At 62.5% G+C, this 22,305-nt stretch carries 21 protein-coding genes; 9 read left to right on the forward strand and 12 right to left on the reverse strand.

The window, feature by feature from the left end:
* The gene (locus FGE21_RS04130) at positions 1-690 is read right to left on the reverse strand and encodes a haloacid dehalogenase type II (protein ID WP_139661897.1); all 690 of its coding nucleotides are present in this window, start codon (positions 688-690) and stop codon (positions 1-3) included.
* Between the two features lie 167 nt (positions 691-857).
* On the opposite strand from FGE21_RS04130, the gene FGE21_RS04135 reads away from it, so the two are divergent.
* Positions 858-1,286, forward strand: a complete 429-nt coding sequence (locus FGE21_RS04135) for a peptidylprolyl isomerase (protein ID WP_139661898.1) — start codon at positions 858-860, stop codon at positions 1,284-1,286.
* A gap of 304 nt (positions 1,287-1,590) precedes the next feature.
* Here FGE21_RS04135 and FGE21_RS04140 read toward each other — a convergent pair whose 3' ends face one another.
* The 3 genes from FGE21_RS04140 to fabA form a co-directional block, all read right to left on the reverse strand.
* Positions 1,591-2,382: an enoyl-ACP reductase gene (locus FGE21_RS04140; protein WP_139661900.1), complete on the reverse strand. Its 792-nt coding sequence runs from the start codon at positions 2,380-2,382 to the stop codon at positions 1,591-1,593.
* A 5-nt stretch (positions 2,383-2,387) separates the two neighbouring features.
* The gene (locus FGE21_RS04145; RefSeq protein ID WP_139661902.1) at positions 2,388-3,617 is read right to left on the reverse strand and encodes a beta-ketoacyl synthase N-terminal-like domain-containing protein; all 1,230 of its coding nucleotides are present in this window, start codon (positions 3,615-3,617) and stop codon (positions 2,388-2,390) included.
* 173 nt (positions 3,618-3,790) lie between these two features.
* On the reverse strand, positions 3,791-4,300 hold the full coding sequence (gene fabA, locus FGE21_RS04150) for a bifunctional 3-hydroxydecanoyl-ACP dehydratase/trans-2-decenoyl-ACP isomerase (RefSeq protein WP_139661904.1): 510 nt from the start codon (positions 4,298-4,300) through the stop codon (positions 3,791-3,793).
* A 229-nt stretch (positions 4,301-4,529) separates the two neighbouring features.
* On the opposite strand from fabA, the gene irrA reads away from it, so the two are divergent.
* The gene (irrA, locus tag FGE21_RS04155; RefSeq protein WP_139661906.1) at positions 4,530-4,946 is read left to right on the forward strand and encodes an iron response transcriptional regulator IrrA; all 417 of its coding nucleotides are present in this window, start codon (positions 4,530-4,532) and stop codon (positions 4,944-4,946) included.
* A 263-nt stretch (positions 4,947-5,209) separates the two neighbouring features.
* Here the strand turns inward: irrA and FGE21_RS04160 are convergent, their stop codons facing one another.
* On the reverse strand, positions 5,210-6,079 hold the full coding sequence (locus tag FGE21_RS04160) for a hypothetical protein (protein WP_139661907.1): 870 nt from the start codon (positions 6,077-6,079) through the stop codon (positions 5,210-5,212).
* Positions 6,080-6,240: 161 nt separating this feature from the next.
* On the opposite strand from FGE21_RS04160, the gene miaB reads away from it, so the two are divergent.
* The 4 genes from miaB to FGE21_RS04180 all read left to right on the forward strand — a co-directional run bounded on the left by miaB (position 6,241) and on the right by FGE21_RS04180 (position 11,476).
* A complete protein-coding gene (miaB, locus tag FGE21_RS04165) occupies positions 6,241-7,563 on the forward strand; it encodes a tRNA (N6-isopentenyl adenosine(37)-C2)-methylthiotransferase MiaB (RefSeq protein ID WP_139661909.1) in 1,323 nt (440 codons plus the stop codon).
* A gap of 367 nt (positions 7,564-7,930) precedes the next feature.
* Positions 7,931-8,494: an OmpA family protein gene (locus FGE21_RS04170; protein WP_139662085.1), complete on the forward strand. Its 564-nt coding sequence runs from the start codon at positions 7,931-7,933 to the stop codon at positions 8,492-8,494.
* A gap of 13 nt (positions 8,495-8,507) precedes the next feature.
* Complete coding sequence (locus FGE21_RS04175) at positions 8,508-8,813, forward strand: hypothetical protein (RefSeq protein WP_139661911.1); 306 nt, start codon at positions 8,508-8,510, stop codon at positions 8,811-8,813.
* Positions 8,814-9,160: 347 nt separating this feature from the next.
* Complete coding sequence (locus tag FGE21_RS04180) at positions 9,161-11,476, forward strand: PAS domain-containing hybrid sensor histidine kinase/response regulator (protein ID WP_176695357.1); 2,316 nt, start codon at positions 9,161-9,163, stop codon at positions 11,474-11,476.
* Between the two features lie 128 nt (positions 11,477-11,604).
* Here FGE21_RS04180 and FGE21_RS04185 read toward each other — a convergent pair whose 3' ends face one another.
* On the reverse strand, positions 11,605-12,489 hold the full coding sequence (locus FGE21_RS04185; RefSeq protein WP_139661914.1) for a LysR substrate-binding domain-containing protein: 885 nt from the start codon (positions 12,487-12,489) through the stop codon (positions 11,605-11,607).
* Positions 12,490-12,580: 91 nt separating this feature from the next.
* Here FGE21_RS04185 and FGE21_RS04190 point away from each other — a divergent pair, with 91 nt between their 5' ends.
* The gene (locus FGE21_RS04190) at positions 12,581-13,285 is read left to right on the forward strand and encodes an SDR family oxidoreductase (RefSeq protein ID WP_139661915.1); all 705 of its coding nucleotides are present in this window, start codon (positions 12,581-12,583) and stop codon (positions 13,283-13,285) included.
* Positions 13,275-13,526, forward strand: a complete 252-nt coding sequence (locus FGE21_RS04195; RefSeq protein WP_139661917.1) for a DUF6552 family protein — start codon at positions 13,275-13,277, stop codon at positions 13,524-13,526. The genes FGE21_RS04190 and FGE21_RS04195 overlap by 11 nt, the downstream gene beginning before the upstream one ends.
* Before the next feature lie 320 nt (positions 13,527-13,846).
* On the opposite strand, the gene FGE21_RS04200 is transcribed toward FGE21_RS04195, so the two are convergent.
* From FGE21_RS04200 to FGE21_RS04220, 5 genes are all read right to left on the reverse strand, one after another.
* Complete coding sequence (locus FGE21_RS04200) at positions 13,847-14,374, reverse strand: TRAP transporter small permease (RefSeq protein ID WP_139661918.1); 528 nt, start codon at positions 14,372-14,374, stop codon at positions 13,847-13,849.
* 54 nt (positions 14,375-14,428) lie between these two features.
* A complete protein-coding gene (locus FGE21_RS04205) occupies positions 14,429-15,403 on the reverse strand; it encodes a TRAP transporter substrate-binding protein (RefSeq protein ID WP_139661920.1) in 975 nt (324 codons plus the stop codon).
* A gap of 21 nt (positions 15,404-15,424) precedes the next feature.
* Positions 15,425-16,708, reverse strand: a complete 1,284-nt coding sequence (locus tag FGE21_RS04210) for a TRAP transporter large permease (RefSeq protein WP_139661922.1) — start codon at positions 16,706-16,708, stop codon at positions 15,425-15,427.
* Between the two features lie 7 nt (positions 16,709-16,715).
* Positions 16,716-18,245, reverse strand: coding sequence for an amidase (locus FGE21_RS04215; RefSeq protein ID WP_139661924.1), 1,530 nt, complete (start codon positions 18,243-18,245; stop codon positions 16,716-16,718).
* Between the two features lie 220 nt (positions 18,246-18,465).
* A complete protein-coding gene (locus tag FGE21_RS04220; protein WP_139661925.1) occupies positions 18,466-19,446 on the reverse strand; it encodes a LysR substrate-binding domain-containing protein in 981 nt (326 codons plus the stop codon).
* A gap of 195 nt (positions 19,447-19,641) precedes the next feature.
* On the opposite strand from FGE21_RS04220, the gene FGE21_RS04225 reads away from it, so the two are divergent.
* A complete protein-coding gene (locus tag FGE21_RS04225) occupies positions 19,642-20,799 on the forward strand; it encodes an NAD(P)-dependent oxidoreductase (RefSeq protein ID WP_255731344.1) in 1,158 nt (385 codons plus the stop codon).
* A gap of 17 nt (positions 20,800-20,816) precedes the next feature.
* On the opposite strand, the gene FGE21_RS04230 is transcribed toward FGE21_RS04225, so the two are convergent.
* Positions 20,817-22,139: a ferric reductase-like transmembrane domain-containing protein gene (locus FGE21_RS04230; protein WP_139661929.1), complete on the reverse strand. Its 1,323-nt coding sequence runs from the start codon at positions 22,137-22,139 to the stop codon at positions 20,817-20,819.
* Positions 22,140-22,305: the final 166 nt, after the last annotated feature.

Genomic DNA, 22,305 nt, shown 5'->3' on the forward strand with positions numbered 1-22,305 from the left:
TCAGGCAGAGGCGGCGATCTGCGGAATGGAGGTCAGGTCGGACAGAAGGTGGTCGGGGCGCCAGGGCAGGCGGTCCACCGGTTCGCCCGCCCGGTTGACCCAGGCCGTGGTAAAGCCATAGCCGGTGGCGCATCCTGCGTCCCAGCCATTCGAGGAGACGAAGAGGACCTCGGATGTCCGGCCACCAAACCGTGCGCCGACGAGATCGTAGACTGCGGCGGCGGGTTTGAAGATCCCGACGCTTTCGACCGAGAGCACGTCATCCAGAAGCAGCTCCAGCTCGGCAGAGGCCACGGCTCCCTGCAGCATCTCGGGCGAGCCATTGGACAGGATGCCGGTCTGATAGCCTGCGTCTTTGAGCGCGCGCAGCATGGCGGGAACTTCCGGGTAGGCGGCGAGTTCCCAATAGAGATCAAGGAGCCTCTGGCGCAGGGCCTCATCCCCGTCGAGCGATGCCGCTTCCAGCGCCCAGTCGAGACCGTCCCGGGTGACCTGCCAGAAATCCGCATGCGCTCCGGCGACGGCGCGCAGCCAGGTGTATTGCAGCTGCTTCAGGCGCCAGTTCTGTGCCAGGCTGGCCCAGCTGTCGCGGATCTTTGCAAAGGCTGGCTCGGCGGCGGCCTGGCGGGCGGCGGCGGTGACGTCAAACAGGGTTCCATATGCGTCGAAAATGCAGGTTTTGATGGCCATGCGGGTGTCTCCCATTTGCGGCGAAGGTGCCACAAGCGGGGCCGGGATCAATGGTCTAAATTGTGTTGGTACGGGTTTACACCAGTGCCATGGCGGGTAGGGTGGCGGCTTCTCATTGGACCGGATGGTCCGGAAACCATATCTGACAGACCCGAAAGGGGATCCTCATGACTGCGGTAAAAAATGGCGACACGGTTCGCATCCACTACACTGGAAAGCTGACGGACGGCACCGTTTTTGACAGCTCCGAAGGGCGCGATCCGCTGGAGTTCACCGTCGGCGAAGGCCATGTGATCAAAGGGATGGATGACGGCATGGTCGATATGGCGGCGGGCGACAAGAAGACGCTGGAGATCGCATGCGAAGATGCCTATGGGCCGATCAACCCGGATGCGCGCCAGGCGATCCCGCGCGAGGGAATTCCCGCCGATATCCCGCTGGAAATCGGCACCATGCTGCAGATGCAGACCCCCGAAGGCCAGGTGCTGCCGGTGACTGTGGTCGAAGTCGAGGAGGCGACGGTCACGCTGGATGCGAACCACCGTCTGGCGGGGCAGGATCTGATCTTCGACGTGGAGCTGGTCGAAATCGCCTGAACCGGGCAGCTGACCGAGGGGGCGCTGTACAAGGGCGCTCAGGGACCCACAAAAGGGAGGCTGCAGGGCCTCCTTTTCCGCATGGTGCGAAGGCCCGGCCAGGATGTGAAGCCCGGCGCCGCGCGCGACAGACCCTCTCAGGTCTGGCAAGCTGTTCTGGCAGGCTGTTGTGCAACGGAAAAAGGCGCCCGTGGAGGCGCCTTTTGTCTGTCCGGTCCCAGTTCCGGTCCCAGTTCCGATCTCTGCGCGGCTCTTTTGAAGGTGCGGCTTTGACGGTGCCGCGCCGAAAAGAGACCTGCCCGAATCAGAGGTGATCCTGCTGCGGCATGCCGAGAATGTGAAAACCGCCGTCGACCTTGATGACTTCGCCGGTGGTATAGGCTCCGGCATCCGACGCCAAATAGACCGCCGTGCCGCCGACGGCCTCCAGTGTCGCATTGGACCGCAGGGGTGCGTTTTGCTCGGTATGTTTGAACGTCTTGCGCGCGCCCCCGATCGCCGCCCCCGCCAGCGTCTTCATCGGACCGGGAGAGATCGCATTGACGCGGATGCCTTCGGGGCCAAGGTCGTTGGCCAGATAGCGGGTCGCCGATTCCAATGCCGCCTTGGCGACGCCCATCACGTTGTAATTCGGCACCACCCGGTTGGAGCCCTGATAGGTGAGGGTCAGCAATGTGCCGCCATTGTCCTGCATCAGCGGGTAGGCACGGCGCGCCACCTCGATGAAGGAATAGGCAGAGATATCCATCGAGTTCTTGAAGTTGGCGCGCGAGGTATTGATGAACCGGCCCGTCAGCTCCGATTTGTCGGAATAGGCTATGGCGTGGACCAGGAAATCAATGGTCGGCCAGCGCCCCGCCAGTTGTTCAAACGCGGTATCGAGCGAGGCATCGTCGGTGACATCCACATCCACCATGAAATCGCTGCCGACGGTGGCGGCGAGGGGCTCCAGCCGCTTGCCAAAGGCCTCCCCCTGATAGGTGAAAGCCAGCTCGGCCCCGGCCTCATGCATGGCTTTGGCGATGCCCCAGGCGATGGAACGTTCATTCGCGACGCCCATGATCAGGCCACGTTTTCCGGTCAGTGCTCCGGTCATGGTGGTTATTCCTTGTATTTGCTCAGGACCATGGAGCCGTTGGTGCCGCCAAAGCCAAAGCTGTTGGTCATGACACTGTCGAGCCCCGCATTTTCAACGAAGGTCGTGGCGACTTCGCCTGGTTCGATCCCCTCGGCCAGGGTTTCGACGTTGATCGAAGGGGTGATGAAATCATTGTCCAGCATCAACAGGCAGAAGATTGCCTCCAGCGCGCCGGCCGCCCCCTGCGCGTGGCCGGTCATCGACTTGGTGGAGGAAATCGGCGGCACCTGACCGGCGCCAAAGACGCGGCGGGCAGCTTCGATTTCGCCAAGGTCGCCGACCGGGGTCGAGGTGCCATGGGCGTTGATGTAGGACACTTTGCGACCCTCGGGCAGCGATTGCAGCGCCAGGCGCATCGCCCGCTCTCCGCCTTCACCGGAGGGGGCCACCATGTCGTGGCCGTCCGAGGTCGCGGCAAAGCCGGTGACTTCGGCGTAGATTTTCGCACCGCGCGCCAGGGCGTGATCCAGATCTTCCAGCACCACGATGCCGCCGCCGCCGGAGATCACGAAGCCGTCGCGATCCTGATCAAACGCGCGCGAGGCCTTCTCCGGGGTGTCGTTGTATTTCGAGGACATCGCGCCCATGGCGTCAAACAGGCAGGACAGGGTCCAGTCCAGCTCCTCGCCGCCGCCCGCAAACATGACGTCCTGTTTGCCCATCATGATCTGCTCGGCTGCGTTGCCAATGCAGTGCAGCGAGGTGGAGCAGGCAGAGGTGATCGAATAGTTGATGCCCTTGATCTTGAACGCGGTCGCCAGATTGGCGGAGATCGTCGAGGACATGCATTTTGGCACCGCAAAGGGGCCGATCCGTTTGGTCGCGCCTGTCTTCAGAACGGTCTGATGCGCGGTCAGCATGGCCGAGGTCGAGGGCCCGCCGGAGCCTGCAATCAGCCCGGTGCGTTCGTTCACCACCTGATCCTCTGTGAGGCCTGCGTCGGTGATCGCCTGTGACATGGCGATATGGGCATAGGCGGCACCGGCGCCCATGAACCGCAGGGTCCGCTTGTCGACATGGTCGGCCACATTGATCTTGAGCGTGCCTGCGACCTGGCTGCGGAACCCGTGTTCGACCATATCGGGGCTGGCGACGATACCGGATTTCCCGGTTTTCAGAGAGGCAGTGACCTCTTCGGCGGTGGTGCCGATGGAAGAGACGACTCCCAGTCCGGTGACGACGACGCGACGCATGTTGCGTACTCCTGTACTCGTTTCAAGGGGCGGACCCCGTTCCTGTGCCCGAGCCCGAGCCTGTGTGACGATGTTCGCGGGCCGGTGCCTGTGTGGCGGTGCCTGTGTGACGCTACCTGTGATGCGCTGCCTGTGTGGCGCTGTTTGCACGACAGAGCCACACCAGTTTCAGGTCAGCTCTCTGACAGGGCGACCTTCATGTCCTTGACCTGATAGATCACTTCACCGTCCGCTTCCACGATCCCGTCTGCAACGCCCATGGTCAAGCGGCGAGTCTGCAGGGCTTTGGTGAAGTTGACACGGTAGGTGAGCATTTTGCGGTCCGGACGAACCATGCCCGTCAGCTTCACTTCGCCAACGCCAAGCGCATAGCCGCGGCCCAGCCAGCCGCGCCAGCCCAGATTGAAGCCGGTGAGCTGCCACAGGCCATCCAGGCCAAGACAGCCGGGCATGATCGGATTGCCGGGGAAATGGCAGTCGAAAAACCAAAGATCCGGCGTGATGTCGAATTCTGCGATGATATGGCCCTTGCCGTGCTCGCCGCCGTCTTCGCTCACGTCGGTGATGCGATCCATCATCAGCATCGGTGGCGCCGGCAGTTGCGCGTTGCCGGGTCCAAACAGCTCGCCTCTTGCACATTTGAGCAGATCTTCTTTGTCAAAGCTGCTGGGATAATTGGCCATGTGTGGGGCAACTCCTGCCTGTGGGGTCTCAAAAAGGTTTCACTGCCCCCATTAGCATCGCGTTTACATGTCCTGCAAGGGCGGGACTATGCTGCAGTCGCGAGGGCCGCTGGTGCGGATTGTGGGCGTTGAGATCACGAATAGTCGGCATGGCTTTGCAAATCCGTTTGAAAACGAGCTATACTCTGACATATAGATGTCTGGTAGCAGCGAGCGGCAGGAAGGTGAGATGACACCGACCCATGAAGAGAACGCCAATAATTGGCTGATGAATGCCGGGCTTCGCCCGACCCGTCAGCGCGTGACTTTGGCGTCGCTGCTGGTCGGGGATGGCAAACACCGGCATGTTACCGCCGAGAGCCTGTTTGACGCGGCCAAAGAGGACGGAGCGGCCGTATCTCTGGCAACGGTCTACAATACTCTGCGTGCGTTTTGCGATGCAGGTGTGTTGCAGGAGATCACCGTTGACGGCTCCAAAAGCTACTTTGACACCAATGTGCACGACCACCCGCATTTTTACTGGGAAGGGGAGTCGCGTGTCTCGGATGCCCCGTCCGAGGAATTGGTGATACAGTCGCTGCCGCAGCCTCCCGAGGGCATGGAGATCGCCTCTGTCGACGTGGTGATCCGTCTTCGTAAAAAGTAATTCTGGCCTCCGGTGCAGGGTTTGAGTTCCGAAGCGTGCAGCAGAGAATTCTTCGTGCACTCTTCTTCCGGGTGCTAGGATCGGCCGAGACCTGCTGCTGTGTGACTGAGGCAGGGATGAGCGGGGCAGGGGGCTCTGCCCCCTCGCATCCGATGGATGCTCACCCCCGAGGTATTTTCAAAAAGATGAAGGATGGAGAACCGCCGTATTTCATCTTTTCAAAAATACCTCTGCCGGAGGCCACGCTCCACGGATGTGGAGCGTTAGAACCACTGACCTGGCTCCATCAGGCCCAGATCCAGGAGTTGGCGTGAATGCCATTCAAACACTGCTGAATTGTGCCATTTGAAGCTGTGAATATCAAAGCTTGATCCCGGATTTCGTTTCAGCGCCTTGGCAGCCCGAAAGGAGCAAATCGTGGCAGTCAGATTGTGGTGCCAGGGACAGGCGTAGGTGTTGTATTCCTGATCGTCAAAGGTGTGATCGGGTCGAAGCACAAGGTCTTTAGCGGCACGGAACAAGGCGATGCGGTCGATTTTACGGCTGGCCGGCGGGATGTGTTCTTCGTGTCGCCAGCGAAGGCCGCCAAAGAAATCGAGCTGCCGGTCCCTTGGGTTGCCGGTGGCGGGATCATTGCGCGCGAGGGCGTAATAGCCGGATTTGTCGAGGTGGGCTGTCTCTATCGAGACGGCATTGGGGTGCGTGTCCAGATCTCCGGCATAGAGGTCAATCACATAGGTGAGCATGGCATCGCGCCGTTCTTCGGCGTGAAAGGTCAGCATCTCGTTGATGCTCCGGGTCTCGCAAAACGGATAGAAGAGGTATTCCGCGTTGTAGCAATAGTAGAGCCAGCATCCGGGGGCGACGGCGCCGTTGATCCGGTTGACGGCGTCAATCACCGCATCGGCATCACCGCAATCAAAGGCTATGCGATGCACGTTCGGGGCGACATCGGCGGGAAGGCTCATTTCATCCGGGATGAAGACCCAGACCGACTTGAAGCCACAGTTCAGGTGATGACGCAGGGTGGTGCCGACCTCGACTTCGTCTTCCACGAAAATCAATGCAATCGGGCCTTTGGCCTCTGCGGTCCTGCCCGTTCGCAGGAAAGTCTCCAGCGATTCATACACCATATGGGGCCTGTCCTTTGTTCCTCTGCAGGGAGTGTGGCCCCCCGACTGGTCTTTGCCCCCAAAATCGGGTAATCGGGCCTGCATTGCAAGCCGCAGCAAATCGCGCTATGCGCAGCCGCTGTTTTGTCTGCACTGCACCCGTTTCGAGAAGGTAGACCCGCATGTCCGCGCCCAAGAAGCTCTATATCAAGACCTATGGCTGTCAGATGAATGTCTATGACAGCGAACGCATGGCAGAGTCCCTCGGCGGTCAGGGCTATGTGGAGACGCAATCGCCTGACGACGCGGACATGATCTTGCTGAACACCTGTCATATCCGGGAAAAGGCGGCCGAGAAGGTCTATTCCGAACTGGGCCGGTTCAAGGGATTGAAAGCGCAGAAACCGGATCTGAAGATCGGCGTCGCGGGTTGCGTGGCGCAGGCCGAGGGCGAAGAGATCATGCGCCGCCAGCCGTTGGTCGATCTGGTCGTCGGCCCGCAAAGCTATCACCGCCTGCCGGAAATGGAAGCCAAGGCAGGCGCCGGGGCAAAGGTGCTGGATACGGATTTCCCCGAAGAGGACAAGTTCGAGAAACTGGCGCGTCGTCCCAAGGCAAAGCGGGGGCCGACCGCGTTTTTGACCGTGCAGGAGGGCTGCGACAAATTCTGTGCGTTTTGTGTCGTGCCCTATACCCGCGGGGCCGAGGTCTCGCGCCCGGTGGATCGCGTCCTGCGCGAGGCCGAGGATCTGGTCGAGCGGGGGGTGCGTGAAATCACCCTTTTGGGGCAGAACGTCAACGCCTATCACGGTGCGGGGCCGGATGGCGACATGACGCTGGCCCAGTTGATCTGGGAGCTCGACAAGGTTGAGGGGCTGGAGCGCATCCGCTTCACGACCTCGCATCCGAACGACATGATGGACGACCTGATCGAAGCCCATGCCACCTGCAAGAAGCTGATGCCCTACCTGCATCTGCCGGTGCAGGCGGGATCGGACAAGATCCTCAAACGGATGAACCGGAGCCACACGGCCGACAGCTACCTGCGCCTGATCGAACGTATCCGGGCCGCGCGGCCCGATATCCTCATCTCCGGGGATTTTATCGTCGGTTTCCCGGAAGAGACCGAAGAGGATTTCCAGGCGACGCTGGATCTGGTGGAGGAGGTCACCTACGGCACGGCCTATTCCTTCAAATACTCCACCCGCCCGGGCACGCCTGCGGCAGAGCGGGCACAGGTCGACCCGGCCGAGGCGGATGACCGGCTGCGGCGGCTGCAGGCTCTGCTGACACGCCAGCAGCGCCAGGTGCAGGACAGTATGGTTGGCCGCGAGGTCGGGGTTCTGTTCGAAAAAGCGGGCCGCCTGCCGGGGCAGATGGTCGGGAAATCCGACTATCTGCATGCGGTCCATGTGGCGGATTGCGATGCGCAGCCGGGGGAGTTGCGGCGGGTGCGCATCGTCTCTTCGGGTACCAATTCGTTGGCGGGTGAGTTGATCGGGTAACTCGGACCGGGCGCGGGCGGAGGAGAGGTGTTGCGCATTCGCGCCGCTTTGTCCGGTATCATCGGGCCTGGCCCGTGCCGGTGACGACATGCCGGTTGAGTCGCGATACCAATAGAGAGCCGTCCGGATCTGAAAGACCGAGGTCAGCTGCTTCAGCTCCTGATGACTGGTTTGACTTTGGAAATGGTCGCGTCTTGTGGTTGGAATTGTTTCGTCTCGCAGGCCGGGACAGGACTGTTGTGTTGAGATTGGCGCCAAATTCAGAAAAAGTTAGTGTGCATTTGTAAAGTGAGCAGGGCCCGGGGGCGCGCAGGGGCTGCGTACCCCTGAAGGGACAAAATAGAGGATGCCTGTTGTGTTTGATCATATGATGAGCAAAGCCTGCGCGACATTGATGACTGCGGCCGCTGCCGTCTCAATCGCGCTGACCATGCCGGTCGCGGCGCAAGACGAGAGCGCCCCGGTCGGCGAGCGCTATGTGCCCACCATCTGGGTCGACCCGGATGGCTGCGAACATTGGGTTATGGATGACGGGGCCGAAGGCTACATGTCACCGCATGTGACCCCGGATGGCAAACCGGTCTGCCGGCCGGGGCTGCTCTGCGGTCTGATGTCCACGGATCAGTTCTTTGCCACCGACCAACATCAGGTCACCGCTGCCGGCCGTAAACGGCTGCAGGACTGGTTCCGCGAAGCGATTCCCAACAACCGCTATTTTGTCGTCGCCGGTCACACGGACAGCCGGGCCTCGGATGAGTACAACATGGGGCTGTCGCAGCGCCGTGCCAATACGGTGGCGCAGGTGGCCCGCTCGGTTGGCGCCCGGATCGAAGATGTGCGCGCCTATGGCGAACGCAGCCCGCGCGTGCCGAATACAAGCGCCGCCAATATGGCGCAGAACCGGCGCGTCGAAATCTACTGCGTGCGCTAAGGAGAGCTTCCCCATGACATTTTTCAAAGCAAGTGCCGCGCTTGTCCTCGCGCTGTCCCTCTCGGCCTGCGGCGATATCAACGACAAGACCCGCGACAAGAACGTCTTTGATGGCGGCAATGGCGACCTGTCGAATATGACCGCCGGGATCTGGGTGGATCCGCAGGGTTGCGAGCACTGGATCATCGATGACGGCGTCGAGGGCTATCTCGACCTGCGCCGCACGCCCGACGGGAAACCGGTCTGCAACAGTGAACTGGCGCCCAATACAGCCAGCGGTCCGTTCAAGCGCGGATCGAGTTTCGTCGATCTGCTCTGAGATCCGCGTCGCAGGGGCACTGGCGGCCCCGCACGTGAGACCCTGATTGGCTTCTGTTTAGTCCCTGCAGCTCAAGGGGGATCCCGCATGTGCTGGATTCTTCCTTGGGTTGCCAGGATCCCCTTGGGTTGCCAGGTCCCCCCCGAACAAAAAGAGAAATCCAGAAGCCCCGTCTCAGCGCTTTCCCGGGGCTTTGCCCCGATTGCATGGAACAGCGCCGTCGGGACGGGCCACGCTGATCTAATCCTTGCAACAAATGTCATTTGCGAAGACTGTTAAATCATTCAGGGGGCAAAACCGCATATGAAATGCACGCGAGTTGCTCCGCCAGCCAACGGATTGTTTTCATGATCATCCTTTTTCTCGCTCACGTCCTGTTGTTCTCGGTCTTCGCGATGGGCCTTACTTTAATGCTGCGGCCATATCGCGCGATCTACTTTTACGCCTATCTGTCGATTATCCTTATTGTTGGCGGTTTCCTTGGCAATGCATATTCCCTGCCGCTTTCCGAGGGGATCGTCGTGAGCGGGGGCAACCTTGCCTATGGCGCCTTCATGATGACGTCGATCCTATTTGTTCTGGCGGAACGCGACGTTTTTATCCTGCGTCGGCTTGTGCAATTGGTCGTCGGCGTTGACGTATTTAATATACTGTTATCTGCAATTATCACCGGAACCCTCAATTTTCAGGGGGTTGTGAACCCGCATGGGACCCCACCCGCGCTCTTTGCGACATCGATACCGTTTATCATTCTCGGCGGTGTTCTGATTATTCTCGAACTTGGCGTAATGTTGTTTCTTTTTGAAGCATTCAAACGCTTCATCCATTCGAAGGTCGCAATGCAGATCGCGTATCTGCTGACGTTTATTGCAATATTATGCGCGGACGGGGTTTTGTTTCCCATGATCGCCTTCGGCACCGCGCCGGAAATCATCACCATCATTGTCGGAAGTTTGCCGGGAAAAATTCTGACCGCCGCCGCCTACGGGTTGGCCGTTGTCGCATTTACCGTGGCCTTCCCGAAACGCTTTTCCTCCTATCTGGAAACGCGGGTTTTCACATGGCGGACGCTTTTGTTGTCAAGCAGCCAAATCCTTCGCGACCTGGAGGACAAAGAAAACCAACTGACAAAATCCCAGTCGCGCATCGTGCATTCGGCGGAACTTGCCGGGCTGGGATATGCCATTTCGGACAGTAAAACCGGGCGGGTCGTGGAATGTGACGAGGTCTACGCTGCAATGCACGGGCTGTCGGTCAAGGATTTTGACAGGCTTGAGACCAGCAGGCTCATTGAGCAACTGATTCACGAAGAGGACCGTGAAAAAGCGCTGGAGATCAGACAGAAGGTCCAGAATGGCGAGGCTGCCATCAGCGAGCTGCGTCATGTGCTGCCGAACGGTGAGGTCAGATCGCTTCGCAAAATCTTCACACCGCTCGCCTCCTCCGGCTCTGACAGTCACCTGTATGAGGTGGTCGGCCAGGATGTCACGGACTCCCGGCGCCTGCAGGATCAGCTCTATCAAAGCCAGAAAATGGATGCGATTGGCAAGCTGACGGGCGGGATCGCCCATGATTTCAACAATCTGCTGGCCGTGACCCTGGGCAATCTGGAACTGCTGAACGATGAGATCGCGGACCCGGAAAAGAAAGCGCTGATCCAGAACAGTATTCAATCAACCCTGCGCGGCGCCGACCTCACCCGCAATATGCTGAGCTTCGCGCGCAAGGCACCGCTGCAGCCGCGCATTGTCGATATCAACCAGGTTGTCGGGGACCTGGAAAAATGGACCAGCCGCACCCTGCCGTCCACGATTGCCGTGAAGATCAAGCTCGGCGACAGGCTCTCGGCGATCAAGGCCGACCCCAGCTCGGCGGAAAGCGGATTGCTCAACCTGATCCTGAATGCCCGCGATGCGATGCCCGAGGGCGGGACGCTGACGATCGAAACCTCGCAGGTCACCGTCAGTCCCGATCGTGCAGACCCAGGGGATGATGATCTTGAGCCGGGACAATATGTGCGCCTGTCGGTGTCTGACACTGGCGAAGGCATTTCGCAAAAGAACCTGAAACGGATTTTTGAACCCTTCTTCACCACCAAACCGGTCGGATCGGGGTCCGGATTGGGGCTGTCGATGCTGGATGGCTTCATGCGTCAATCCGGCGGCACAATTCGCGCCGTGTCCGAGGAGGGCAAGGGAACCACCTTCCATCTGTATTTCCCGGCGGCAATGGAGGATCAGGCGGCGGACCCTGCCGCGGCCGAGCCGGCGGCGGACCCGGTCAAGAAGGGTCCCGCCACTATTTTGGTCGTCGAGGACAATGCCGACGTTCTGAATGCGCTGCAGATGACGCTGGAGAAGTCCGGGTTCCGCGTGGTCAAAGCCCTGTCGGGAGACGACGCCCTGAAAACCTACCACGCTGAGCCGAATATTGATCTGCTGCTGACGGATATCGTCATGCCAGGCACCCTGCAGGGCCCCTCACTGGCGGATGCCATTCGCGCGCTGCGTCCCGAGCTGCCGATCATCTTCATGTCCGGCAATCTCAGCGAGGCCTCCGATGCGGATGCCCCCGGACGATCGCAGGACGCGCGCTTGATGAAACCGGTCAAGCGGGAGGATTTGCTGCAGGCGGTCAGGGCGGCGCTTGCCGCCACGGACTGAGGCGCTTGCCAGCGCGAACTGAGGTGCTTGCCAGCACGGAGACTGACGCGCCGTCGCTGCTCGGCCTTGGCAGTCGCGCTTGCGCCTGCGGCGCCAGTCTGTTCCCGCATGTCCCGCGCCGGGACCCGTCAGGAGTTGTCGCCGGACCGGGACTTGAGCCATTCCAAGACGGCAGCGACCGACGCCTTGTTGCCGCCCGCGCGTTTTGACAGCAGGTAGAAGTCGTTGCCGCCCGCCTCCCAGGGCGCGCCGATCTGGACCAGCCGACCCGCCGCAAGGTCATGAGACACCAGAAATCGGCTGACCAGTGCCACGCCCTGACCGGCGATGGCGGCATCCACCGCAAGCGACGTCTGGCTGAGGCGAAGCCCGCGCAGTGATCTGGCCTCCACGCCCAACTGGGCCAGATACCCTGGCCAAAGGTCATGGGTGTCATGGATCTTTGCCAGATCGCCAAACACTCCGGCATCGCTCAGGTCACGATCCGGGCCGACAAGGTTCGGCGCCGCAACCGCGATGACCTCCTGCCGGAACAGCAGCGTTGCGGACAAGGCGGCCCCGAACGGCGGCGACCCCTGACGCACGGCAAGGTCGATCCCGTCACTGTGAAAGCTGGAGACTTTCTCCGTGGCCATGATCCGCAGATCGATGCCGGGACAGGCCTCGGCAAAGCCCGGCAGGTTTGGGATCAGCCATTTGGCGGCGAATGTCGGGGTGACGCTGATCAGGACCTTGTCCGGTTCCGGCTTTAATTCCGCAGTCGCGGCGCGAAGATCCGCAAAAATCCCGGCAATCCGGAGGTGGTAGCCTCGGCCCGCAGATGTGAACGCGAGGCCCTTGGGGATCCGCTCGAACAGGGGGATGCCGAGATGGGATTCGAGCTGGCGCACATGCTGCGCCACCGCGCCCTGGGTGACGCCCAGCTCGTCGGCTGCGGCGCGGAAACTCAGGCGGCGCCCGGCGGCATCAAACGCACGCAGGCTGTTGAGGGGGGGAGGTCGCTCATCTGGCAATAGTATTTCTATTGTCACGCGGCATCAATTCTCAATCGAACCAAATCGACTACGCCGCTATCTGTTGTGTGTTGATCGAAGGAGCGATGAGATGGCAGCAGAAAAAGTGGCACTGATTACGGCCGGCGGCAGCGGCATGGGCGCGGATGCGGCGCGCAGACTGGCCGAAGATGGCTTCAAGGTCGGCATCCTGTCCTCCTCCGGCAAGGGGAAGGCGCTGGGCGAGGCGCTTGGCGGCTTTGGCGTCACCGGCTCCAATCTCGATGGCGACGACCTGACCGCCTTGGTGACCGGTGCGACGGAGCGCTGGGGGCGGGTCGACGTGTTGGTCAATTCCGCCGGTCACGGCCCCAAGGGCCCGGTGCTGGAAATCAGCGACGACGACTGGCATCAGGGGATGGAGGTCTACCTGATGAATGTCATCCGCCCGACCCGGCTCGTGACCCCGGTGCTGCAGGCGCAGGGCGGCGGGACGATCGTCAATATCTCGACCTTTGCCGCCTTCGAACCCGATCCGCTGTTCCCGACCTCGGGCGTGTTCCGCGCCGGGCTGGCCGCGTTCACCAAGCTCTATTCGGACAAATATGCCGCCGACAATATTCGCATGAACAATATCCTTCCGGGCTTTATCGACAGCCTGCCCGAGACCGAGGACCGCAAAGCCCGGATCCCCATGGGCCGGTACGGAACCGCAGCGGAGGTATCTTCGCTGGTGTCGTGGCTGGCCTCCGAAGGCGGCGGCTACATGACCGGCCAGAACCTGCGCATTGACGGGGGGCTCACCCGTGCCGTCTGATGCAATCGCCATCACCAGCCCGCGCGAACGCCTTGTGTTTGTTGTCAAATGGGGCGCGTCAGCGGTTCAGATCATGGGCTACACCGCGACGGGATTCGGCTGGACGCCGCTGAACCTGTATCTGTTTCTGGTCGGGGTTGTCGGCTGGTTTGCCGTCGGCGCGTTGTGGAATGACAAGGCGCTCATGCTGGTCCACCTGGCCGCGCTGGCCGCAATGATCACGGGCATGGCCAGCAGCTGAGCGGGCAGGCGCGGCCAATGACGCCGCGCCGGGAGGAGGGGCCCGGCGCGGCGTTGACCGCCAGCGAGGACCACCGGTGATAGGCACCAGTGACGGTTGCGGGCGGTGACGGATGGAACGGTGGCTGCGGGCAGTGACGGATGGAGCGGGCGCAGAGAGCAACAGATCGCCCAGTCCCGTCTGCCAGTCCACTCTGCCGGTCCCGTCTTCTAGTCCTGCCTTCCGGTCCTGTCCTTCGGTCCTATCGTCCAATCCTGTCGCCCAGTCCTGTCGCCCAGTCCTATCGTCCAGACCGTTCCTCCAGTCCTGTCGTCCCGAGATCAGTCCAATTGCGGCGCGGTGGTGCCGGCCTGATCGTCCCCCGCCCATCTGGCCGCCAGATGCAGCAGGATGATGATCATGGCGACTGGAACCGACACCGAGATCCACACCATCGGAATGCCGAGCGTGTCCGCAGTCAGACCTGACTGCCGCGCCAGATAGCCCTTGGCAAAGCCGCCCCGCAGGCCGATGAAACAGAAATAGACCACCGGCAGGACAAAGGTCAGAACCGCCGCGCTGTGAACCGCGTTGGCCAGATAGGCCAGCGGATGCGGCCGGTCCGGCGCGACGCTTTGCATCAAAACCGCGTCGGCGCGTGTCTTGAACGACAGGGTGGCCCCCAGCAGCCCGGTCCAGACCATGGCGTAGCGGGCCACGTCCTCGGTCCAGACGGGGGGGGCGGAAAACACGTAGCGCGCGATGATCTGCAGCACGACGGTCAGGAACATGAGGCAGATCGCCAAGACGGCGGCCCCGCGCGCGGCATGGTGAACACGGTTGCTGGCTGCGATGATGGTTTTGCGCATAGGTCGGGTCCTGCCGAAGGAGCCGGGCCTGGTCAGAGGCCCGGCGATTGCGGGTCAGCGGTTGGCGTTGGAGATATCGGTCCAGATCTTCACATCCTCGGCGGGCATCAGGCCGGAGTCATACACCGGTTTGGAGGCCTCGCGGAACACCGCCCGTTCTTCTGCGGTCAGACGCTGAACGGTCACGCCTTTCTCTTCGAGCGCGGTCAGGCCGCGCACGGTGGCCTCCGCCAGCCAGGCCCGCGCGGCGGCATCGGCGGTCTCGACGGCGCTGTCAACGGTGGCCCTGTCGGCCTCTGACAGGCTCTCATACCAATCCTTGGACACCAGCACGGCGCGCAGCGGGATGATGACGCCCGCATCGGCGAAATTCTTGACGAAGTCGGTCTGGCCGAACATCACCGGAATGAAGGGCGAGTTCAGGTAGCCGTCGATCACGCCGGTCTGCAGGCCCGCAGGGACTTCGCCCCAGGGCACGATGGTGCCGCTGGAGCCCCAGGCCTGATACATGGCAATCTGCGCATCGTCGAGTGCCCGCATCCGCAGCTCCGACATATCGGCCGGAGCGCGTACGGCCGTGTCGGTGGTGATGATCCCCGACAGCGGGCCGAGCGGCGCGAGGGCCAGCACCACGACATCCTGACCAGCCAGCTTTTCATTGACGCGGTCAAAGATCTTGCCTGCTTCCAGGACCCGGTCCATGTGGTCGACATCATCAAAGATGTAGGGCAGGCGCACGCCATAGATGAACGGATCAACCTGCGCGATGGCGCGCACGTCGGAGAGCGACACCTCCAAAAGCCCGGTCGAGAGCTGGTCGAACTTCTCGGACTCGTTGCCCACGGATCCGCGCGGCATTTCGCGAACCTCCATCCCCGCGTCGCTCAGCGCCGCGCCGAAGGCATGCGCCCAGTTGTATGACCCGCTGGTGTCCAGATCCGGCGCGCTGTCCAGGGCGATCTTGACCTCTGCGTTGACGGCGGATGACAGTGCCAGCACTGCGGCCAGCGAGAGTGCTTTGAGTTTCATGTTTTCCTCCTCCTTTGAAATTCAATTGACTGCAAAACCGAGCAGACGCGGCAATGTGAGCGAGAGCGCAGGCCAATAGACCAGCGCCATCAGCAGCAGCACCTGAACGGCAATGAAGGGCAGCGCGGCATAGGCCAGCCGCCAGTAGTTGAGGTCGGTCAGCGCCGAGACAACCACGAGACATTTGCCCAGGGGCGGTGTGATCAGACCGACACACAGGTTGAAGCACAGCACGATGCCAAGCTGGATCGGGCTGATGCCCTGTTCCAGCGCCTGCGGCGCGAACAGCGGGATCAGCAGGGTCAGCGCCACCGGAGTGTCCATGAACATGCCCGCAATCAGGAAGATCGCGACCAGGAAGAACAGGTATTTGGTGCCGGTCAGCCCGAAGGAGCCGACCCAATCCGCCAGCGCAGCGGACCACCCAAGCTGGCCGGCCAGATAGCCCAGCACAGAAATCGCGGCGAGGATGATGAAGATCGTGCCGGTCATCTTGGCGGTGGCCTCGACGGCGTCAAAGATCATGCGCAGGGTCAGCCCCTTGTAGTATTGCCCCGCCACCAGCGCCACCAGAACCGCGATGGCGGAGCCTTCGGTCGGTGTCGCCAGGCCGAAGACCAGCGCCCCGAGGATCACCACGGGCAGGCAGAGCGCCGGGGCGGCGTTCAGGAGGCTGGGCAGGAACCGCGGCAGGTCGTCGGATGTGCCGCCGGGGTGGCCCTTGACGGTGGCAATCCCGGCATTCAGCGCCATCAGGGCCGCCGCAAGCAGCAATCCCGGCACGATGCCCGCAATGAACAGCGCCGCAACCGATGCCCCGGTCAGGCCTCCGTAGATGATCATGATGATCGAGGGCGGAATGATCGGCCCGATCATCGACGAGGCCGCCGTGATGGCGCCTGCATAGTAGGGATCATAGCCGCGCGCCTTCATCTCCGGCACAAAGGTGCGCGACAGGGCGGCGCTGTCGGCGATGGCAGAGCCGGAGATGCCCGCAAAGAACACGCTGGTCAGGATGTTGACATGCCCCAGACCGCCGCGAAACCGGCCGACGACAGACATGGCAAAGTCGATCAGGCTCCGGGTGACGCCCGCTCGGCTCATGATCTCGGCCGTCAGGATGAAAAGCGGCATCGCCATGAAGGCAAAGACGTCGAGCTGGGCAAAGATGCGCTGCGGCAGGATCGACAGGTACTGGCTCTTGTCGAGGAGCACGAAGGTCAGCACAGAGACGGCGCCCATGAGATAGGCAAAGGCGGTTCCGCTGATCAGCAGAATGATAAAGATGATCGGGATCAGATACATGGGGCTGCTACACTGCTGTTCGCATGGCGGTCGGCTCGGACCGGCCGACGCTGTTCAGAATGGGCGGATGGGTTACGATGGACCGCAGGTCAATATCCGGCGGAGCCAGAGCCGCCAGATCGGGGCGGGGTCTCGCCGTGTCGGGATCCGCCGCAAAGAAGCGCTCGACCGCTGTGGCCGCAGCCAGCATCCCCTCGTCCCCCCTGACCGGCCCCAGCATCTGCAGGCCAAAGGGCAGGCCATGGGGATCGCGCCCGCAGGGCAGCGTGATCGACGGGCCACCCGAAAGCGACCCGCGATAGGTCAGCGCCAGCCAGCGGTAGTAGATATCCATGCTCTGCGATTCTATCTCGGTGGCATGGCCCTGGGTCCAGGGGAAGGGAGAGACCGGCGCGGTAGGAAGCAGGATCACGTCGAACCCCTGCATCACCGCATTGAACCGCCGCAGGATACGGGTCTGTTCGGCATGGGCCCAGGCCCGGTCGGCCAAAGTCATGCTCTCGCCCAGGGCGACATTGGTCGCGATATCGGGCCCGAAGGCATCGGGATCGGATCGGACGACCTCGCCGAAGGCCGACAGGAAACTCTCGGCGCGCAGAATGTCAAAACACCGGTCCATCTCTCCGAGCGCCAGATCAACCGCCGAGCAGTGCTGCACATGGGGCGCGATCTTGTCGATACGGGCGCGGAAGGTTGCCCGAATGGCCGGGTCCACCGGCGCGCCGCCGAAATCCTCACTGTAGCCGACCCGCAGCGCCCCGAGGCTGACGGCGGGAAGGCTGGCAAACCGGTCCGGCGCGCCCGGCGCGGACAGCGGATCGTCCGGATCATACCCCGCGCAGACCCGCAGCATCAAAAGCAGATCGTCCATGCTGCGCGCCATCGGGCCAAGCACCGAAATGCCGGACCAGCCCAGCGGTCGGGTCGGATGGGCAATGACATCGACAGAGGGGCGATAGCCGACGATACCGCAGAGCGCCGCAGGCAACCTCAGGGAGCCGCCGGTGTCGGATCCGGTGCACAGCGGCAGCAGATCCGCCGCCAGCGCGGCCGCCGATCCCCCCGACGAGCCGCCGGCTATCAGATTGGCGTCAAACGGGTTGCCCGTCGCGCCCCAGACCGGGTTGCGGCTGTTGCCGCCGGCGCCGCATTCGGGGACATTGGTCTTGGCCAGGATGATCGCCCCCGCCGCCCGCAGCCGCGCGACCATGGGCTGGTCGTCCTGCGGGCAATTGGCGCGCATCCGTGGGCTGCCGTGGGTGGTCAGCAACCCTTTGGTGTTCTGAAGATCCTTCACCCCCACCGGCAAACCGTCCAGCGGCCCTTTGGGGGTTCCGGCCCGCCATCTGACCGTTGCCTGAACCGCCTCTGCGACCGCACCCTCGCCATCGATGGCCGTCAGCGCGTTGATCCTGGGGTTGACCTGCGAGATCCGCTCCAGACAGGCCGCCAGATAGTCGCTGGGGGTCAGCCGATGGTCCGCGAACCGCTGCAGCACGTCATGAGCGGACAGGGACATCATCTCGGCCCCCCTCATGCGCGCGTCCCCGCCAGGCCGACCGCCCGTGAACTTGTCTGCGCACTAGTCTGTGAAGCACTTGTCTGTGAAATTTTCTGTGAAACCGTCTGCGGAATTTGCTGCGAAACGGTCTGCGAAATTGCCTCCGAACCTGTCATCGCACCCCTCCCAAGATAACGAGTTCAGTTATGATAATGGGCGGTGAATGGGAATAATATTGAATTTTCGCCTCACAACATTAACCCTCGGGAATGGTTTTGAGGTCATCCGTCGCTTTTTGCAGGCATTTCAGAAAGAAGGACAAAGTCGGGTTCGTGGCAACCTGATCGCTGCGCCAGAAGCAGCGGGCCTCGGACAAGAGGCCGCGGGTGTTGAGCGGCAGCGAAACGATGTCGCCGCGCGCAGCATGGGCCCGGGCCAGCCGTTGTGGCAGCAGGCCCAGCGCCGGCAGCGCCTCCAGCAGGGCCAGATTCAACGTCAGCGACAGGGAGGCAATGGTATTGGCCGGCGGCGTCAGCCCGTTCTCGGCAAAGAGCGCATCGATTGCGCGCCGCGCGACCGAATTGGCCTGCGGCAGGATCCACGGAAACCCGATCACGTCGCTCCAGTCGAGGTGAGACCGTTTTGCCAGCCGGTGATTGCGTCCCGCCACCACCACAACCGGCTCGGCAAAGAGACTCAGCTGCTCGATCCCCGGCAATTCCCGGGGCTGCCAGATCCGGGCGATCAGCAGATCAAGCGCCCCCGTCTCCAGCTCGGGCAGAAGTTCGACGAAATGCCCCTCCTTGATGGAAATGCTGGCCTGCGGGGTGCTGCTTTTGAACAGCGCGATGGCCCCGGGCAACAGGGTGGGCGCAACCGAGCTGACAACCCCGACCGAGACCGACCCCGAAACCCCGCTCGCCATCGCCTCGATATCAAAGGCGGCGCGGTCCAGTTGGTTGAGCGCCTGTTTCGCATGCTCTGCCAGCCGCTGGCCGATCGGGGTCAGAAACAGCCGGTTGCGGTCGCGTTCGACAATGGGCGCGCCGACCAGCCGTTCCAGGTCCGCGATCTGCTTGGACACGGCCGGCTGGGTGACGTTGAGCGCCTCAGAAACCCGCGCCACCAGCTTCAGATCGGACAGGGCGGCAATGACGCGCAGGTGGTGCAGCTTGATCGATTTCTGGAAGTCTGGATTTGGAATGGTCGGACCTCCCGCTGATGACAACGGCGACATTAGCACCAGACGCCAAAGACGGGAACAGTGCTCCGCGCCCAGTCCGCGCCCAGGCTGCGTCCAGGCTGCGCAGAGGCTGCGTCCGGTTTTGCGGGGCATAACGCAGGCGGACATGAGGCGCAGGGCGGCATTTCATCACGATTGGCCCATTGAGCCAAGAGCGGCCGCTTTACCGGGGCAAAACCGCAGGCCACTGTGTCGGGACAGCCCAGCGCAGGCAAAGACAGAGCTGGAAAGACAGAGCTGGAACGACGGGGCTGGAAAGACGCACAGGGAAAGCAGCAGATGGAAGAACAGCATATGGAAGAACAGCATTTGGCAAAAGGAATGCGCGATATGAAGATCGGTTTCATTGGCCTCGGCAATGTGGGGGGCAAGCTGGCGGGCAGCTTGCTGCGCAATGGGTTTGACCTCACGGTGCATGATCTGAACCCTGATCTTGTGGCGGCGTTCGTTGCGCGCGGAGCCCGTGCCACACCCGGCCCTTTGGCGTTGATGCGGGACTGTGATGCGGTCATCACCTGCCTGCCGTCGCCTGCTGCCTGCGCCGCTGTCGTCGAGGAGATGCTGCCGGGCGTCGACAGCTCCAAGATCTGGATGGAGATGTCGACCACCGATGCAGCCGAGGTCAAGCGGCTCGCGGCCCTCGTGGCGGAGCGGGGCGGGGCGGCAATGGAATGCCCGGTTTCCGGCGGGTGCCACCGGGCCGACACCGGCAATATCTCGATCTTTGCAGGCTGCGACCGGGACACGTTTGAACGGATGCTGCCGACGCTGACCACCCTGGGCCGCCGGGTGCTGCACACTGGTGACATCGGCAGCGCCTCGATCCTGAAGGTGATGACCAACTACCTGGCCACGGCGAACCTGCTGACCTGCTGCGAGGCGCTGGTGACCATGAAGGCGGCGGGGATGGATATGAACACCACCTATGAGGCGATAAAAATCTCCTCCGGCACCTCCTTTGTGCATGAGACCGAGAGCCAGGTGATCCTGAACGGATCGCGCGACATTTCCTTCACCATGGATCTGGTGAAGAAAGACATCGGCCTGTTCCAGACCATCGCCGATGCCCATGGCGTGCCGCTGGACATCAGCCCGCTGATGGTCGAGATCTTCACCGACGGGATCGCCCGCTTCGGCGAGCGGGAGCTGTCGCCCAACATCATCCGCCGGCTGGAAGAGGCAACCGGACTGTCGGTCACCGCCCCCGGTTTCCCCGCTGAAATGGTCGATGACGAGCCGGAAGAGCCGGGCTATGAGGTCATTCCCACCGGGCTTTCGGCTGAACTTTCGGCTGGACTTTCGGCGCCTCGGGAAATGCGCCCGGCCCCGCAAGAGACGGAGAACTGAGGATCAGGGCGGGCGGGTCAATCATAGACAAACAGCTCGGACAGAATGCGCGCGGACGGAATGCCAAGCGCCAAGAGCTCTGCCCGGACCGCCCTGAGCATCGCCGGCGGGCCGCAGAGAACATAGACCCAGTCCCGGCGCTCCGGCGTGCCAAATTGCTGCCGCAGGAGCGCCGCATCGATCAGCCCGGTGGCACCGGTCCAGGTCTCCTCCGGTTCCGAGAGCACATGCACCACCTCGGTGCCATGCTGCGCGGCGAGATCGCGCAGCTCTCCCGGCCGGACGATCTGTGCCTCGCGCCGGTTGCCATAGAGCAGCACGGTGGGACGCGGGTCCTGTGTGGCGGCACGTTCGCGCAGAATACCCAGCAGCGGCGCGATCCCCACCCCGCCCGCAATCAGCGCAATCCCCGGCGCATCCGCGTGCCCGGCAAGGGTCAGGTGGCCATGCGGCGCCTCAAGCCAGGCCCGGGTGCCCGCCTTGATCTGCCCGATGCTGCGGGTGAAATCCCCCAGCTCCTTGATGGTGAACTCCACCTCGGGTCCCGCAGACGGGGCGGAGCTGATCGAGAAGGGGTTTTCGTTCAGGCTGAACACCCCATGGCCGATATTGAGCCAGGCAAACTGCCCCGCCTTGTAGTCGAGCCCGCCGTCAAATTCCGGGCGCAGCGTCACCGTCCAGGTCCGCTCTGCCGCCGGGCGAACCGAGGTCACGCGCCAGGGCCTGCGCCATCGCAGCAGCGGCGCCACGAGATAGACGTAGAGCAGTGCCCCCATGGCGCAGGCGAACAGCAGGATCCAGACCCAGCCCAGCAGCGGATCGGCGCTGTAGCGCCCCGCCCGCAGCACATGCAGCACCCCGAACCCCGCGACGAGGGCCGCAACCAGCCCGTGCAGCATGCGCCAGACCGCATAGGGCACGCCGCTGCTATCGCGTGCGATGGCCATGGCCACCAGTCCCGCCAGCAGCAGCCAGGCGGCGATGCCGGGCCAGAACCCCTCCCAGCTGTAGTTCACCGCCGTCGTGCTGGTGACATCCCAGACCGGCGGCTGCGTCATGGGCGACACATAGAGAAACGGATGCATCACGGCGAAGACAAGCGCCACACGGGCAAGCTGCTGATGGGCCCGCATGATGACATCGGAGCCCGCGCGTTGCGTGATGCTGCGAAACCGTCCCAGCAAAAAGAACTCCGCAAGGATCATGGCCAGAGAGACCAGCCCCAGACTGCTGGCCAGCTCATCGAAAAAGGGCCGCCGCGGAACGTCCTGAACCCAGGCAAGCGTCAACGGCAGGGCTGCAAGAGCGAGATAGAGCGGGATCAGAATGGCGACTGGCATGGGGCGGCTTTGACCTCTTTATCGTCGAACTGCCATCTTAGCGGCATCCGCCCGCCTATGTACAATGCTGCGGCGTATAATGCAGCGTCGGCCGATCATGGCCCGCAGCGCCGAAGCCCCCGCAATATGCCCCTTTTTGCGCCAGTAGCCGCCAGTCCGAACGTCA

This window comes from Phaeobacter sp. B1627 (assembly GCF_006265095.1).
Lineage (GTDB): Bacteria > Pseudomonadota > Alphaproteobacteria > Rhodobacterales > Rhodobacteraceae > Epibacterium.